This is a genomic window from Pantoea sp. CFCC18179 (assembly GCF_059412405.1).
The window spans coordinates 712,845-728,860 of record NZ_JBNBPM010000001.1; the positions used below are offsets into that span (position 1 = coordinate 712,845).

At 52.4% G+C, this 16,016-nt stretch carries 14 protein-coding genes; 7 read left to right on the top strand and 7 right to left on the bottom strand.

Going from position 1 to position 16,016, the window contains the following annotated elements; all coding sequences use genetic code 11:
* Nucleotides 1-3: 3 nt before the first annotated feature.
* Complete coding sequence (locus ACPUC7_RS03370) at nucleotides 4-450, top strand: GNAT family N-acetyltransferase (RefSeq protein WP_494921769.1); 447 nt, start codon at nucleotides 4-6, stop codon at nucleotides 448-450.
* 2 nt (nucleotides 451-452) lie between these two features.
* Here the strand turns inward: ACPUC7_RS03370 and apbC are convergent, their stop codons facing one another.
* On the bottom strand, nucleotides 453-1,565 hold the full coding sequence (apbC, locus tag ACPUC7_RS03375; protein WP_343552848.1) for an iron-sulfur cluster carrier protein ApbC: 1,113 nt from the start codon (nucleotides 1,563-1,565) through the stop codon (nucleotides 453-455).
* 163 nt (nucleotides 1,566-1,728) lie between these two features.
* On the opposite strand from apbC, the gene metG reads away from it, so the two are divergent.
* The 6 genes from metG to sanA all read left to right on the top strand — a co-directional run bounded on the left by metG (nucleotide 1,729) and on the right by sanA (nucleotide 8,845).
* A complete protein-coding gene (gene metG, locus ACPUC7_RS03380) occupies nucleotides 1,729-3,762 on the top strand; it encodes a methionine--tRNA ligase (RefSeq protein ID WP_494921770.1) in 2,034 nt (677 codons plus the stop codon).
* A gap of 170 nt (nucleotides 3,763-3,932) precedes the next feature.
* Nucleotides 3,933-4,316, top strand: a complete 384-nt coding sequence (locus tag ACPUC7_RS03385) for a CidA/LrgA family protein (RefSeq protein ID WP_494921771.1) — start codon at nucleotides 3,933-3,935, stop codon at nucleotides 4,314-4,316.
* Nucleotides 4,309-5,001 (top strand): CidB/LrgB family autolysis modulator, encoded by a 693-nt coding sequence (locus tag ACPUC7_RS03390; protein WP_494921772.1) that lies wholly within the window; start codon nucleotides 4,309-4,311, stop codon nucleotides 4,999-5,001. The genes ACPUC7_RS03385 and ACPUC7_RS03390 overlap by 8 nt, the downstream gene beginning before the upstream one ends.
* 124 nt (nucleotides 5,002-5,125) lie before the next feature.
* Nucleotides 5,126-6,022, top strand: a complete 897-nt coding sequence (gene cdd / locus ACPUC7_RS03395; protein ID WP_494921773.1) for a cytidine deaminase — start codon at nucleotides 5,126-5,128, stop codon at nucleotides 6,020-6,022.
* A gap of 160 nt (nucleotides 6,023-6,182) precedes the next feature.
* A complete protein-coding gene (locus ACPUC7_RS03400) occupies nucleotides 6,183-7,880 on the top strand; it encodes an NAD-dependent malic enzyme (RefSeq protein WP_343552854.1) in 1,698 nt (565 codons plus the stop codon).
* A gap of 245 nt (nucleotides 7,881-8,125) precedes the next feature.
* Nucleotides 8,126-8,845 carry an outer membrane permeability protein SanA gene (gene sanA / locus ACPUC7_RS03405; protein ID WP_343552855.1) on the top strand — a complete coding sequence of 240 codons (720 nt, stop codon included), beginning with the start codon at nucleotides 8,126-8,128 and terminating at the stop codon, nucleotides 8,843-8,845.
* Between the two features lie 109 nt (nucleotides 8,846-8,954).
* Here sanA and mglC read toward each other — a convergent pair whose 3' ends face one another.
* From mglC to folE, 6 genes are all read right to left on the bottom strand, one after another.
* Entirely contained in the window at nucleotides 8,955-9,965 is a 1,011-nt protein-coding gene (mglC, locus tag ACPUC7_RS03410) for a galactose/methyl galactoside ABC transporter permease MglC (RefSeq protein WP_494921774.1), read from the bottom strand.
* 18 nt (nucleotides 9,966-9,983) lie between these two features.
* On the bottom strand, nucleotides 9,984-11,504 hold the full coding sequence (gene mglA / locus ACPUC7_RS03415) for a galactose/methyl galactoside ABC transporter ATP-binding protein MglA (protein WP_343552857.1): 1,521 nt from the start codon (nucleotides 11,502-11,504) through the stop codon (nucleotides 9,984-9,986).
* Between the two features lie 71 nt (nucleotides 11,505-11,575).
* Nucleotides 11,576-12,571, bottom strand: coding sequence for a galactose/glucose ABC transporter substrate-binding protein MglB (mglB, locus tag ACPUC7_RS03420; RefSeq protein ID WP_494921775.1), 996 nt, complete (start codon nucleotides 12,569-12,571; stop codon nucleotides 11,576-11,578).
* Nucleotides 12,572-12,875: 304 nt separating this feature from the next.
* A complete protein-coding gene (gene galS, locus ACPUC7_RS03425; protein ID WP_494921776.1) occupies nucleotides 12,876-13,916 on the bottom strand; it encodes an HTH-type transcriptional regulator GalS in 1,041 nt (346 codons plus the stop codon).
* 142 nt (nucleotides 13,917-14,058) lie between these two features.
* Complete coding sequence (gene yeiB / locus ACPUC7_RS03430; protein WP_494921777.1) at nucleotides 14,059-15,219, bottom strand: DUF418 domain-containing protein YeiB; 1,161 nt, start codon at nucleotides 15,217-15,219, stop codon at nucleotides 14,059-14,061.
* Nucleotides 15,220-15,272: 53 nt separating this feature from the next.
* Nucleotides 15,273-15,938 (bottom strand): GTP cyclohydrolase I FolE, encoded by a 666-nt coding sequence (gene folE / locus ACPUC7_RS03435; RefSeq protein ID WP_049852430.1) that lies wholly within the window; start codon nucleotides 15,936-15,938, stop codon nucleotides 15,273-15,275.
* Between the last annotated feature and the right edge of the window lie 78 nt (nucleotides 15,939-16,016).

The following is a 16,016-nucleotide window of genomic DNA, read 5'->3' on the forward strand; positions in this document are numbered from 1 at the left end:
TGAGTGGATATACGTTTATTTGAGGAAACCGATCGCCCGTTTTTGCGCACGCTATATCTGGCGGCGCGGCGCAATAACTGGACGTGGCTGGATGGCGAACATTGGCAATTGGAAGATTTTGATGCGGTGATTTTGGGTGAAACGGTTTTCGTCGCCGAAAGTGACGGTCATCGCATGGGATTTGCCGCCGTGCTGGATAATGACAACTTTCTGCACAGTTTGTATGTCGATCCTGCGGCGCAGGGGCAAGGCGTGGGCAGCGCGTTACTCGCGCATGTGCAATCACGCTTCAGTTCGACCGGCGCGTTGAAATGCCTGCAAGAAAATCAGGCGGCGCAGGATTTTTATCTTAAACACGGTTGGCGACGGGAAGCGACTGGCGAGAGCGAACAGGGAAAATACGTGTTGATGCATTTTCCGCTGGCCAGACGCGCCAGCGGAAATCGCTAAAATTAAACCGCGCGGAAAGCGATATCAGCAGGAATAACGTCGCCCTGCCAATACAACTGCGCCGCCACGCGTCCAGCTAACTGGCGGTACAGCGCGGTAAATTCATTGTCAGGACGACGCACCACCGTCGGCTCGCCATCATCCAGATCTTCACGCAGCATAATGTGCAGCGGCAACTGCGCCAGCAAGCGGGTGTGGTAATCCTCCACCAGTTTCTGTGCGCCACCGGTGCCGAAAATCGGTTCGTGATGGCCGCATTCGCTACAGATGTGCATGCTCATGTTTTCGATTACGCCCAGCACCGGTACGCTCACTTTCTCAAACATCACCATGCCTTTACGCGCATCAATCAGCGCAATATCCTGCGGCGTGGTCACCACCAATGCGCCAGTCACTGGTACGTTTTGTGCCAGCGTCAATTGAATGTCACCGGTGCCCGGCGGCATATCCAGAATCAAATAATCGAGATCCGGCCACATGGTTTCGTTCAGCAACTGCATCAAGGCCTTGCTGGCCATCGGGCCGCGCCACACCATGGCGTTGTCATCGGTCACCAGATAACCAATCGAGTTGGTTGCCAGACCGTGCGCCATAATCGGCGCCATGTGCGTGCCGTCCGGCGAAGTCGGGCGCTGGCTTTCTGTGCCGAGCATGTTGGGAATCGACGGGCCGTAAATATCAGCATCGAGAATGCCAACGCGTGCGCCTTCAGCGATCAGCGCCAGCGCCATATTCACTGCGGTGCTGGATTTGCCCACGCCGCCTTTACCGGAACTCACCGCGATAATGTTTTTCACGCCGTTGGCACCGGGATGATTTTTCACCCGCTTCAAGGTGGCAATGTCGTGACGCAACCGCCAATCAATCGCGCTGGCTTGGGTTAAACGCAGCAGCTCGGCGCTGGTTTGCGCTTTCAACTCTTCAAACGCGCTGGCCCACGCAAACGGCATCACCAATTCAATGTGCAGCTTGTCATCCAGCAGCGCGACATGGCGCAAGGCTTTCAGGGTGGTCAGATTATGTTGTAGCGTCGGATGTTCAAATTCACTGAGCACGCCGATAACCACGGCACGCAGCGCTTCAGGTGAATGATGTTGCTGGGATTGAGAAGTCATCCCTACTCCTTGTTATTTTCATCACGCCAGATTGCGGCGATATCTGTTCAATAATATCAGATAGGCGTTAAAAGTGACGTGTCGCCGCAGTTGTGTTTACGCCAGAGGGTGCTTCGGTTACCATCTAGCTCGCATTTTTTCATCAATGGAACGCTACGCAATCATGACTAAAGTCGCTAAAAAAATTCTGGTAACGTGCGCTTTGCCGTACGCAAACGGTTCAATCCATCTCGGTCACATGCTTGAACACATTCAGGCTGACATTTGGGTCCGTTACCAGCGAATGCGTGGCAACCAGGTTCACTTCATCTGTGCAGATGATGCGCACGGCACGCCAATCATGCTGAAAGCGCAGCAGTTGGGCATCGCGCCAGAGCAGATGATCGCTGAGATGAAGCAGGAACACGAAACCGATTTTGCTGGCTTCGACATCAGCTACGACAACTATCACTCGACACACAGCGAAGAGAATCGCCAGATGTCTGAGCTGATCTATGGTCGTCTGAAAGAGAACGGTTTCATTAAGAATCGCACCATTTCGCAGTTGTACGATCCTGAGAAAGGCATGTTCCTGCCGGATCGTTTTGTCAAAGGCACCTGCCCGAAATGTAAGTCGCCGGATCAATATGGCGATAACTGCGAAGTGTGCAGCGCCACTTACAGCCCAACCGAGCTGATCGATCCTAAATCAGTGGTGTCTGGCGCGACGCCAGTGCTGCGTGATTCTGAACATTTCTTCTTTGATCTGCCGTCGTTCAGCGCGATGTTACAGGCGTGGACGCGCTCAGGCGCGCTGCAAGAGCAAGTTGCTAACAAGATGCAAGAGTGGTTCGAATCTGGCCTGCAACAGTGGGATATCTCCCGTGATGCGCCGTACTTCGGCTTCGAAATTCCAGGTGCGCCAGGTAAATACTTCTACGTGTGGCTGGACGCGCCAATTGGTTACATGGGTTCATTCAAAAACCTGTGCGACAAACGTGGCGATCTCGATTTCGATGAGTTCTGGAAAAAAGACTCAACCACCGAGCTTTACCACTTCATCGGTAAAGACATCGTCTATTTCCACAGCCTGTTCTGGCCAGCCATGCTGGAAGGCAGCAACTTCCGTAAGCCGACCAACTTGTTCGTGCATGGTTATGTGACGGTGAACGGCGCGAAGATGTCAAAATCGCGCGGCACCTTTATTAAAGCCAGCACCTGGTTGCAGCATCTGGATGCCGATAGCCTGCGTTATTACTACGCGGCTAAACTCTCTTCACGCATCGACGATATCGACCTGAATCTGGAAGATTTCGTGCAGCGCGTGAATGCCGATGTGGTCAACAAAGTGGTGAACCTGGCTTCGCGTAACGCTGGCTTCCTGACCAAACGCTTTGGCGGCAAACTGGCGAGCGAACTGGCCGATCCGGCGCTGTATCAGACCTTTGTGGATGCGTCTGAGAAGATTGGTGAAGCTTGGGCAAGCCGCGAATATAACCGTGCGATCCGCGAAATCATGGCGCTGGCTGATTTGGCCAACCGCTACGTTGACGAGCAGGCACCTTGGGTGGTGGCGAAGCAAGAAGGCCGCGATGCCGACCTGCAAGCGATCTGCTCAATGGGCATCAACCTGTTCCGCGTGTTGATGACCTGGCTGAAGCCGGTGTTGCCTTCATTGAGCGCGCGTGCCGAAGCCTTCCTGCAAAGCGAACTGAGCTGGGATGCGATTGCACAACCGCTGCTGGATCACGACGTGGCACCGTTTAAAGCATTGTATGGCCGCATTGAAATGACCAAAGTTGAGGCGCTGATTGAGGCTTCAAAAGAGGACGCCGCAGCCGCTAACAAACCAGCGGCAACCGGTCCGCTGGCCGATGCGCCGATTGGCGACACCATCACCATCGATGATTTTGCCAAAGTCGATATGCGCGTAGCGCTGATCGAGAAAGCCGAACTGGTTGACGGTTCCGACAAACTGCTGCGCCTCGAGCTGGATCTGGGTGGCGAGAAGCGTCAGATCTTCTCTGGCATTCGCGCGGCGTATCCGGATCCGTCGGTGCTGGTTGGCAAGATGACGATTATCGTCGCTAACCTCGCGCCGCGTAAAATGCGCTTCGGTATTTCTGAAGGCATGGTGCTTTCTGCGGGTCCAGGCGGTAAGGATCTGTTTGTGCTGTCGGTTGATAGCGGTGCAGTGCCGGGTATGCCGGTTAAGTAAGCTAACAAGCCGCCTCAGGGCGGCTTTTTTGTACCTGTTGATCCTACAAAGGATTGGCGCGTTTTTCGTAGGGTCGCCATTTATGGCGACCAGCTCAGACAGTACTGTGATCGCTAGCACGCTAATCGCTTAATGCGTATGATAAAGCGCTACGAAAACAGGAGCCTGACATGCCTGCCGTTCTCTCTGCTTGCTGGCGCTATGTGCGCGCCTTCGTGATAATTTATGCGGCGCTGTACGCCGGAATGGGCATTTCCGCCCTGCTTCCGATTACCATTCCTGGCAGCATCATTGGCATGTTGCTGCTGTTCCTGTTGCTGGCGCTGCAAATTATGCCGGTTGAGTGGGTAAAACCCGGTTGCCATCTGTTGATTCGCTATATGGCGCTGCTATTTGTGCCCATCAGCGTCGGCGTAATGAGCTATACCGACATCCTCACCGCGCAGTTTGGACCGATTGTCGTCTCCTGCATTGTCAGTACTTTTATGGTGTTATTGATTGTCGGCCTCAGCGCCGAACGCTTGCAGCGCCCGCAGGAGAAGCCACATGACTGATGCATGGTGGTCACTGCCGCTGACAATTATCGCCTACTTCGCGGCACGCAAGCTGGCAGCGAAAATCAACATCTCCATCGTTAATCCGTTATTGGTGGCGATGGCAATTGTCATTCCACTTTTGTTGCTTACCCATATGCCCTACGCGCGCTATTTCGCTGGCAGCAGTTTTTTAAATCAGCTACTGCAACCCGCAGTAGTGGCACTGGCGCTGCCGCTGTATGAACAGATGCATCAGATCCGCGCCCGCTGGAAAACCATCATCAGCGTGTGTTTCATTGGCAGCATCACCGCGATGGTTTCGGGCACCGCCATTGCGCTGTGGATGGGCGCGACGCCTGAAATTGCCGCGACCATCATGCCAAAGTCGGTGACGACACCGATTGCCATGGCGGTTTCCGGATCGCTGCACGGTATTCCCGCCATCAGCGCCATTTGCGTGCTCATCGCGGGCGTATTGGGTGCGGTGTTCGGCCATATGTTGCTAAATCTGTTTAAAGTGAAAAACAAATCATCGCGCGGATTGGCGATTGGCAATGCTTCGCATGCGCTAGGCACCGCGCGTGCTGCTGAAATTGATTATCAGGAAGGCGCATTTAGCTCTCTGGCGCTGGTGATTTGCGGCATCATCACTTCGCTGCTGGCTCCGTTTCTTTTCCCGCTGCTAATGCATTGGCTGGGCTAAAACTTGCGAGAGATCTCGCAAAGTTGAAACAAGCCAATCAGCTTGCATTGTCATAGCGACTTGGATCACATATAAACCGTGAGGCGGCGCATTGCCGCTAACGTGCAACTGAGGCCATCACATCATGCATCCACGATTTACACCCGCCTTCTCCGCCCTGCCCGCTGCGTTGCAATCGGCCATTCAGCCATTGCTGGATGCGGATGATTTTCATGGCGTGCTGCGTCCGCAAGATGTGGAGCAATTAAAACAACTCACTGCGTTGGATGATGATGCGCTGGCGCTGGCCTTGTTGCCGCTGGCAGCCAGTTGTGCGGTGGCGACCGTTTCGAATTTCAACGTTGGCGCGATTTCTCGCGGTGTCAGCGGACATTGGTATTTCGGTGCCAATATGGAATTTTTGCACGCGCCGCTGCAACAAACCGTCCATGCAGAGCAAAGCGCGATTACCCATGCCTGGTTGCGAGGTGAAAAGAAACTGGCGGCGATAACGGTCAACTACACGCCGTGCGGGCATTGTCGCCAGTTTATGAACGAACTGAACAGCGGCACCGCTATTCGCATCAGCCTGCCGGGACGCGCAGTGAGCACGCTGGGTGATTATCTGCCCGATGCGTTTGGCCCGGCGGATTTGAATATCACCGAGCGTTTACTGACGCCGGTTGATCACGGTTTTGTCTTGCAAGGCGACGCATTGCAGCAAGCAGCCATTGAGGCAGCGAATCACAGCCACGCGCCTTACAGCAAAAGTTACAGCGGCGTGTCATTGCTTACGGCGAGCGGCAAGACGTTTACCGGACGTTACGCGGAAAATGCCGCCTTTAACCCAAGTTTGCCACCGTTACAGGCGGCGCTGATTTTGATGAATATGAGCAACGAAGCGCTAGATACTATTCAGCAAGCGGTTTTGGCTGAGTGTCAGGACAGTACGCTAAGTCAGCTGGATGCCACACGCGCCACGCTTGCCGCATTAGGATGTGAAGATTTTTCACTTACTTTAGTTTCGAAAACATCAGTTTAGTGATCCTTTTACCGCTTTTGTGACCTTCTATTAACAAAAGCTGTACATCTGCAGGAATTTTCATAGGATCGGGCGCCAGAACCTCTTCACTTCAAGATAGACTGGCGTTACCTTTTCCCGGCGATACGTCAGAAAACACTGCAACCGGAGCAAGCACTGCATGGAACTCGACTACGAAAGTAAACGCCCGCTGTATATTCCTTATGCGGGTCCGATCCTGCTGGAATTTCCGCTGTTGAATAAAGGCAGCGCCTTCACCCTCGAAGAACGTAACGAATTTAACCTCAACGGTTTGCTACCCGAAGCGGTAGAAACCATTGATGAGCAGGTCGAACGCGCCTGGCGTCAGTTCCTGGATTTCAAAAACAATAACGACAAGCACGTCTATCTGCGTAACATCCAGGACACCAACGAAACGCTGTTCTACCGCCTGCTGGACAATCATCTGGAAGAGATGATGCCGATTATTTATACCCCAACGGTCGGCGCGGCTTGTGAACACTTCTCCGAAATTTACCGTCGCGCGCGCGGCGTGTTCATCTCTTATAACAACCGCGACCGCATCGAAGACATGCTGCAAAACGCTACCAAGCAGAATGTAAAAGTGATCGTGGTAACCGATGGCGAGCGTATTCTCGGCCTCGGCGACCTCGGCATCGGCGGCATGGGGATTCCGATTGGTAAGCTGTCGCTGTACACCGCATGTGGTGGCATCAGCCCGGCTTACACCTTGCCGGTGGTACTGGATGTCGGTACCAATAACCAGCAGTTGCTTAACGATCCGCTGTACATGGGCTGGCGCCATCCGCGTATCACCGGTGAAGAGTACGAATCGTTTGTTAACGAATTCATTCAGGCAGTGAAACGTCGCTGGCCAAACGTGCTGTTGCAGTTCGAAGATTTCGCGCAGAAAAACGCTATGCCGCTGCTTGAGCGCTATCGTGATGAGATTTGCTGCTTCAATGACGACATTCAAGGCACCGCCGCCGTCACCGTTGGCACCTTGATCGCCGCCAGCCGTGCTGCCGGTAGCCGTCTGTGCGAACAGAAAGTGGTGTTCCTTGGTGCGGGTTCCGCCGGTTGTGGTATCGCCGAGCAGATCATTGCGCAGATGAAATCGGAAGGTTTAAGCGATGATGAAGCACGCGGCCGCGTGATGATGGTCGATCGTTTTGGCCTGCTGACGGACAAACTGCCCAATCTGCTCAACTTCCAGAGCAAGCTGGTGCAGAAAAGCGAAAATCTGAAGGATTGGGACACAGACAGCGATTCCATTTCGCTGCTGGACGTGGTGCGTAACGCGAAGCCCGATATCCTCATCGGCGTGTCGGGCCAGCCGGGCCTGTTCACCGAAGAGATCATTCGTGAGATGCACAAGCACACCAAACGTCCAATCGTGATGCCGCTGTCGAACCCGACTTCACGTGTCGAAGCGACGCCAGCCGACATCATTGCCTGGACCGACGGCGCGGCGCTGGTTGCCACCGGCAGCCCGTTCTCGCCTGTTACATGGAAGGGAAAAACCTATCCTATCGCCCAGTGCAACAACTCCTATATCTTCCCAGGCATTGGTTTGGGCGTGATTGCAGCGGGTGCAACGCGCGTCACTGATTCGATGCTGATGACCGCCAGCCGCGCGTTGGCTGACTGTTCACCGCTGGTGAATGATGGTGAAGGCCCAGTGCTGCCAGAAATCAAAGACATCCAGGGCGTATCTAAACTGATCGCCATTGAAGTGGGCAAAGCGGCGCAGTTGGCGGGAGTTGCAGTGGTCACTTCGGAAGATGTGCTGTCGAAAGCGGTTAGCAATAACTTCTGGCTGCCGCAGTATCGTCATTACCGTCGTACTTCAATTTAGTTTTACCCTAAATAATTCGAACTGCAGGAAGGCGGCAAGTGGGCGAATCCCCAGGAGCTTACAAAAGTAAGTGACTGGGGTGAACACACGCAGCCAACGCACCTGCAGTTTGAATTATGACGGGTAAGCTTTCAGGTCCGGCAATGCTTAAAAAAACATCAGCCAACCGGCGTTAGCTTGCTTCCCCGACCTGCCTCAAGTAGCCTTTATCCATTCTGAATTCTGCCAACCGAGTGCTTACGCGCATGATTAAACGCGTTTTGTTTGGTCTGTTTTTCATCATCTTACTGATGGTGGCGACCGCGCTCGGCCTGGATCGCTGGATTAGCTGGAAAACCGCACCGTTTATTTACGAAGATGTGACGTCATTGCCACATCGTCAGGTCGGCGTGGTCTTGGGCACCGCCAAATATTATCGCACTGGCGTGATCAACCAGTATTACCTGTATCGCATTCAGGGCGCGTTGAATGCTTACAACAGCGGCAAGGTCAATTATCTGCTGCTGAGCGGGGATAACGCCCAGCAAAGCTACAACGAACCGATGACGATGCGCCGCGATTTGATTAAAGCCGGTGTAGCACCCGCCGACATCGTGCTGGATTACGCCGGTTTCCGTACGCTGGATTCGATTGTGCGTACCCGCAAAGTATTCGATACCAACGATTTCATCATCATAACGCAACGTTTCCATTGTGAACGCGCGCTGTATATTGCCCAGCATTTAGGCATTCAGGCGCAATGTTATGCCGTGCCATCGCCGAAAAACATGCTGTCGGTGCGCTTACGTGAAGTGGGTGCGCGCTTGGGTGCATTGGCGGATTTGTATTTAATGAAGCGCGAGCCACGTTTTCTTGGACCGTTGATTCCAATTCCAGCGGTACATGAAGTGCCGGAAGATGCGCAGAGTTATCCAGCAGTAACGCCAGAGCAGTTGTTAGAGTTGGAAGAGAAATTGCAGAAATGAGTTGGTCACCATAAATCCTACAACCAGCATTCGTAGGGTCGCCATTTATGGTGACCGCCAACTAAAAAGGGCCGCTCTGTGCGGCCCTTTGTTTGCTGTGTGATGTGTCTTATTTTTTACGTGCGTACTTCAGTGAATCCAGCGCTACCGCGAAGATAATGATGCCGCCCTTAATGATGTACTGCCAGTAAGGGTTCACGCCGATATAGGTCAAACCGTAGTTGATGACGGTGAAGATGATTACACCAGTGACCACGCCAGCAACCGAACCGACGCCACCAGCAAACGACACGCCTCCGACCACGCACGCCGCAATCGCATCCAGCTCATACATAAAGCCGAGGTTGTTGGTGGCGCTGCCGATACGGCCCGCTTCCAGCAAACCGCCGAAGGCATAGAACACACCTGACAAGGCGTACACCAGAATCAGGTTCAAGGGTACGTTTACGCCAGAAACTTTGGCTGCTTCTGGGTTGCCACCAATCGCAAAGATGTTGCGGCCAAAACGCGTTTTGTTCCACAGCACCCACACGAAGATGATCGCAATGATCGCGTAGAAGGTGATGAAGGAGAGTTTGAAATCACCGAAGCGCAAGAAGCCTTGGGCAAACTTCGAGAAACCGGCATCGAAACCGGCAATCGGCGAAGCACCGACGTAGTCGTAATAGAGTGAGTTGATGCCGTAAACGATGATCATGGTGCCCAAAGTGGTGATAAATGGCGTCACTTTGAGGTAAGCGATGATCACACCGTTCAGTAAACCAATCACGCCACCGATGATGCATACGGTCAGGATCACCAATGGGATTGGCACCGTATCGAGGTGTGGGAACACCTTGTTGGCGTTATCCATTGCCTGTAACAGCGTGGCGGCCACCACCGCAGCTAAGCCCACCTGGCGTCCGGCGGAAAGGTCAGTACCCTGCGTCACAATCAAACCTGCCACACCCAGCGCGATAATAATACGCACTGAAGATTGGGTCAGAATGTTACTCAGGTTCATTAAACTTAAGAACGTTGGATCCTGGAAAATAATAATTGCCAGCAGTACAAACAGGACAACGTAAATGCCGCCCTCTTTTAACCAGGTTAGCGCATTCTTTTTAGTAGTCGCTTTCATGTTAAAGCCCTTGCTTCATTAAAGGTGTAATGACGCTAAACGCAGGATTTCATTCTGCGAGGTCGTTTTGGTATCAACAATGCCCGCTACCTGGCCATTACTCATCACTAAAATACGATCGGTAATTCCCAACAGCTCTGGCATTTCAGAAGAGATAATAATGATGCCCTTCTCTTTCTTGGCTAATTCGGCAATCAATTGGTAGATTTCGAATTTAGCCCCGACATCAATCCCGCGCGTCGGTTCATCTAGCATCAATATTTCCGGCTGGGTTAACAGCCAGCGACCAATAATCACTTTCTGTTGGTTACCACCGGAAAGCGAACCAATTTGGGTATGATGACCTGGCGTTTTAACGCGCATCGAATCAATTACCCATTGGGTATCGCTTTTCATGCGCTTATTATCCAGCAGTCCCATGCTGGACTTATACTTTTTAATATTGGAGATAAGCGAGTTAAAACCAATATCCAGATAAGCATAAATCCCGGTAGAACGACGCTCTTCCGTCACCAGCGCAAAGCCATGGTTAATTGCTTCATTCGCGCTGTGATTATTAATGCTCTTGCCGTGCAATTTAATCGTGCCGCCCGACTTCTCGCGAATACCAAACAGGGTTTCGACGATGTCAGTACGTTTAGCTCCCACCAAGCCAGCAATGCCGAGAATTTCGCCTTTGTGCAGATCGAAAGAGATATCTCGAATCGACGGCTGGCGCAGCGAGGTTAAATGACGCACCTCAAGAATCACTTCACCCGGCACGTTGGTCTTGTCCGGGAAGCGTTGGTTCAATGAACGTCCGACCATCATCGAGATGATCTTGTCCATATCCAGCCCTTCCAGCGGCTGAGTGGCAATCCATTGTCCATCACGCAAAATGGTGATCTCATCGCACAACTGGAAAATCTCTTCCATCTTATGCGAGATATAAACAATGCCGCAGCCGCGATCTTTCAGCTTACGGATAATAGTAAACAGGTGGTTAACTTCTTTTTCTGTTAGCGATGACGTTGGCTCATCCATAATGACAATTTTGGCGTCATAGGAGAAAGCCTTGGCAATTTCAATCATCTGCATCTGCGATACCGATAGATTCGCCACTTTGTCGCGCGGATCGATATCAATATCTAATTCATCAAAGATCGCTTTGGTATCACGATACATTTTATCCTGATCAACAAACACGCCTTTACGTGGATAACGACCCAGCCACATGTTATCCATTACGTTGCGTTGCAGAACCAGGTTTAATTCCTGATGCACCATTGAGACGCCATTTTCCAGCGCTTCTTTGGAGCTCTTATAATCAATCTCTTCACCCTGAAACAGGATGCTCCCCGTATCCTTTTTATAAATCCCAAACAGGCACTTTAATAATGTCGATTTACCGGCGCCGTTTTCTCCCATTAATGCATGAACGGAGTGCGGACGCACTTTTAAATTCACATTATCTAAGGCTTTAACCCCTGGAAATGATTTCGAGACATTCGTCATCTCCAGCAGATATTCACGCTGTGTGGTCGGATTCTCACTGGCCATAATTTACCTGGCTAAATAAAAGCGTTGGTCAGATGCAATAAGGCGCGGCGAAGTGCCGCGCCCAGGATGAATTACTTCACGAACTGAGACAGGTTTTCTTTATCTACTGGTACGTAAGGAACACGTACGATTTTGTTTTCCATCTTGAAGTTAGTACCGGCAGTTGGCTCTTTGCCATTGGCCAGATTGTTGGCGATATCCAGTGTGGCTTTAGCCTGGTTTTCCGCATCGTTCAGCACGGTACCGGCCATCGCACCGGATTTCACCAGCGCCAGCGCTTCTGGCAAGGCATCCACACCGAATACTGGAATGCTGGTTTTGTTGTGTGCTTTCAGCGCTTCAACCGCGCCCATTGCCATGGCATCGTTGTTGGCAATGATCACTTCTATTTTGTTGGCGTTCGGGCCAGACAGCCACGCATCCACTTTGTCTTTAGCCTGCGCGGTATCCCACATTGCGGTATCCATCGCCAGTTGCTGTGTTTTCATGCCATCCTTGTTTAGGGTGTCGATCACGTATTTGGTACGTGCTTCAGCATCTGGATGACCTGGTTCGCCTTTCAGCAGCACGAACTGAATGGTGCCATCTTTGTTCAGATCCCAGGCTGGTGTAGCTTTCCAGTGTTTCTCGATCAACTTTCCTTGAATAATGCCAGACTCTTTAGAGTCAGTACCGACATAGTAGGCTTTCGGATAGCTGGCCAGCACTTTGGCGTTTGGCTCTTTGTTAAAGAACACTACTGGAACATCGTTAGCTTTTGCTTTGTCGATCACCACTGCCGCAGCAGCTGGGTCAACCAGGTTGATTGCCAGCGCTTTCACGCCTTTCGCCATCAGCACGTCAATCTGATCGTTCTGCTTTGACTGGTCGTTCTGAGAGTCATTCAGCAGCAGATCGATGCCGCCCAAGGCTTTAGCTTCTTTCTCAATGTCCTTACGTACCATCGACATGAAGTTGTCGTCGTATTTATAAATGGTCACGCCAATGCGGGTATCGGCGGCGTGCGCAGTTGCACCAAACATCATGCTGGCAACCAGTGCTGTGAGCGTGAAAACCTTCTTATTCATGGTATCTCCGGTTTTTTATGTAGGGCATTTCATTGCGCCGTATTGCCTGCGGGCAACCAGCGCCGTCGGTTTAATTCAATAATGGGGCGGACGCGTAAACGCAAAGCCGGGCCACCATCGCAATCCTGACTTCCCTGTAGGTAAACGCTTCCTGAAGAGTGTTGTGAACTATTTCAATCGGCTACTGAAACCTGCTGGGAGAAGGATTACCCGGCGTTACATGATGTTTCAGTCCGGTAAGACGCTGCCATCATAGTGAGCAGCATGTTAATTAACTGTGAATACAATCACAGATTGGAAACGGTTACACAGGGCTATCGCCTGAATTAGTGACCGACTCCACAATTTGCCGCTGAGCCACCGAATGACGACGCACCAGTGTTGGCATAAAGCAGTGTGAAGCGTGCAGATCCAACTCACCTGCTGCGCCTTTTAATGCCAGTTCAGTTGCGAGTTTAGCCATAGAAACAATGGGATAGCGCACCGTGGTCAGCTGCGGATCGGTGTAACGTGAAATGGGAATATCATCAAAGCCGATGACAGAGAAATGCTGCGGAACCTGAATGCCATTGTCCTTCAACGCGGTCAATGCGCCCGCTGCCATGCCGTCATTGTAGGAAAACACCGCTGTTAAATGTAAGTTACGACCGAGCAGTTCCACCATCGCGGCTTCACCGCCTTGCATGTCCGGTTCGGCATGGGCAATCCATGACTCTTGCGGGCGAATCCCTTGCTCTGACAAGGCTTGCAGCCAACCTTCACGTCGTTGCGTGACATCTTCAATCGGGTGGCATGAACTGAGAAAACCAATGCGTTGATGGCCCTGTTGTAACAACATGCGCGTTGCCACCTGTGCACCCGTTACATTATCAAGGCAGACGCAGCGGTGCTCATAACCCGGAATTGTACGGTTAATCAATACCATACCGGGAACGTGATCCATAAATTGCGTCAACTCAGCGTCTGAAAGCGTTTTCGCGTGTACCACTAATGCGTTGCAACGTTGACGTATCAACACCTCAATGGCGTGACGTTCTTTCTCTTCTTGATGCCAGGAATTGCTGATTAAGACGTGTTTGTGCACGCGCTGCGCCACGGTATCCACCGCTTTTACCAGCGCGCCAAAGAAGGGATCGGAAACGTCCATGACCACCACGCCGATGGTGTCACTGACTTGCGTTGCCAATGCCTGCGCGTTGGCGTTGGGGCGATAACCCAGCGTATCAACCGCGGCCAGCACGGCTTCGCGGGTATCGGCGGTGACTGCACTGCTGTTATTGAGCACACGTGACACGGTGGCAACAGACACACCGGCCTGACGGGCAACATCACGAATCGTTATCATGCAGCGGTTCCACAGAGGCTAAAAATGCGCGACAGGCGCGTAACGGCGCTATTCTGTCAGGGCATGTGGACCCACTACGTGAATTACGTCACACGGATGAAAACGGTTACATACAAATCTGTAACCTTTGTGATGAACATCATTATCTGATGTGAGAGGAAGAGTTGGGTTGTCCAGCTGCTAAGCGCGTCAATTTACGCCATATCCACTCCATTGGGCCTTGTGGGAAGAAACGTAGCCACAGTACGGAAAACAGGATATTAACCAACCAGATAGCTGGAACAAACGCCAACAGATGCAGGCGATCAAACTTGAGGAACAGGTCGAAACGGTAGAACAAGGTGGTGCAGATCAGCGTCTGTAACAAGTAGTTGCTCAATGCCATGCGACCAACGCATTGAATGGCGTAACTGAAACGCGTTGCCGCAATTTGCGGCCAGAATCCCAAACACAATGCTGCATAACCGAGGCTGATAAACGGACTGGCGAGATCGCGCGGCAGTTGCAGGAAGAAGCCGGTCCAGCGGAATTCCCAGCCAATCATCCACTGCGCGACAATGCCGGGAATGGCGATACACCAACCAATGGTCAGTAACAGCGCGGCGGAACGGCGATAATGCTGCACGCTGAATTGCCCGCTCAGCCAGCCGCTGCGCATCAAGGCAGCACCAATCAGCATTAAACCGGCCAGCTGCCAGCCATATTGCGAAGCCAGAGCCATCAAACCGGATGACAAGTGATCAAGCCGATTCTGCACCGCTTCCCAGCCGCCGAGCAGTTTCCAGTAGCTTTCGTATTCCAAATCCGCCGCGCCTGGCAACCATGAACGACTGGGTTCGGCGTTAGAAATCATGCCGAACACCAGCAACACACCGCAGCCGACTAAATAGAGCAATGCGCCGGTTTGTAACAACGCACGGTCGGAAGGCACATCGCGCAGCATGCGCCAGATAATCAGCCCGATCAGGCCGTAATCCAGCAAGATGTCGCCTTCCCAGAAAAACAGCGTGTGGATGAAGCCAAAAAGCACTAATAACGTCAGGCGCGCCGACATCCAGCGACTGCCGCGCGGCGCTTGCATGTAAAGACCGGCACCAAACAACAAAGCAAATAGCGTGAGGAATTTGAGCTGCGCCAGGCCATCCATGATCGCCCACGTCCACGCATCAGAGAGTGAAGCCTGCCCTTGCCACGCCGGATTAAGATAGGCCGCCGACGGCAAGCCAAAGCCGACAATGTTCAGCAGCAAAATGCCGAGAATGGCGCAACCACGAATGAAATCCAGCGCGAGATAGCGTTGCATCGAGTGCCCTGACAAATGGGGGAAAATGGGCGACAAGCTGTCGCCCGAACAGATTAACTGTGACGAACCGCGCGCAGAAACTCCTGACGCGTATTCTGGCTGGATTTGAACAATCCCCCCAGCGAAGTAGTGGTGGTCGCGCTGGTAGCATCTTTCACGCCGCGCGCTTTCACGCAGTAATGCACCGCATCAATCGAGACCGCAACATTGTTGGTGCCGAGCAGCGTTTGCAGCGCCACCAGCACTTGCTGGGTCAAACGTTCTTGCACCTGCGGACGCTGGGCAAAGAACTGCACGATACGGTTGATTTTCGACAGGCCAATCACCTTCTCTTTCGGGATGTAAGCCACGGTGGCTTTGCCGTCGATAATCACAAAGTGGTGTTCGCAGGTGCTGGTCAGCGTGATATCGCGCACCGTGACCATCTCATCCACCTTCATCTTGTTTTCGATGACGGTGATTTTTGGGAAGTTGGCGTAATCAAGCCCTGAGAAAATCTCATCGACATACATTTTGGCAATGCGATGCGGCGTTTCCATCAGGCTGTCATCTTCCAGATCCAGATTCAGCAACTGCATAATTTGGGTCATATGACCGGCGATTTCGCGCTTGCGCGCGGCGTCATCCATTTCACGCACCGGGGCGCGTAGCGGCGTTTCCAGACCACGCGCTAACAGCGCTTCGTGAACCAGGGCGGCTTCCTGACTTAAGGTGCTCATCTTACTCTTCTCCGGCAGGTGATGCGCCCGCAGGTCGTGGCCTGCGGGGGAAATTCTGAGCGCGTATTGTGAAACACT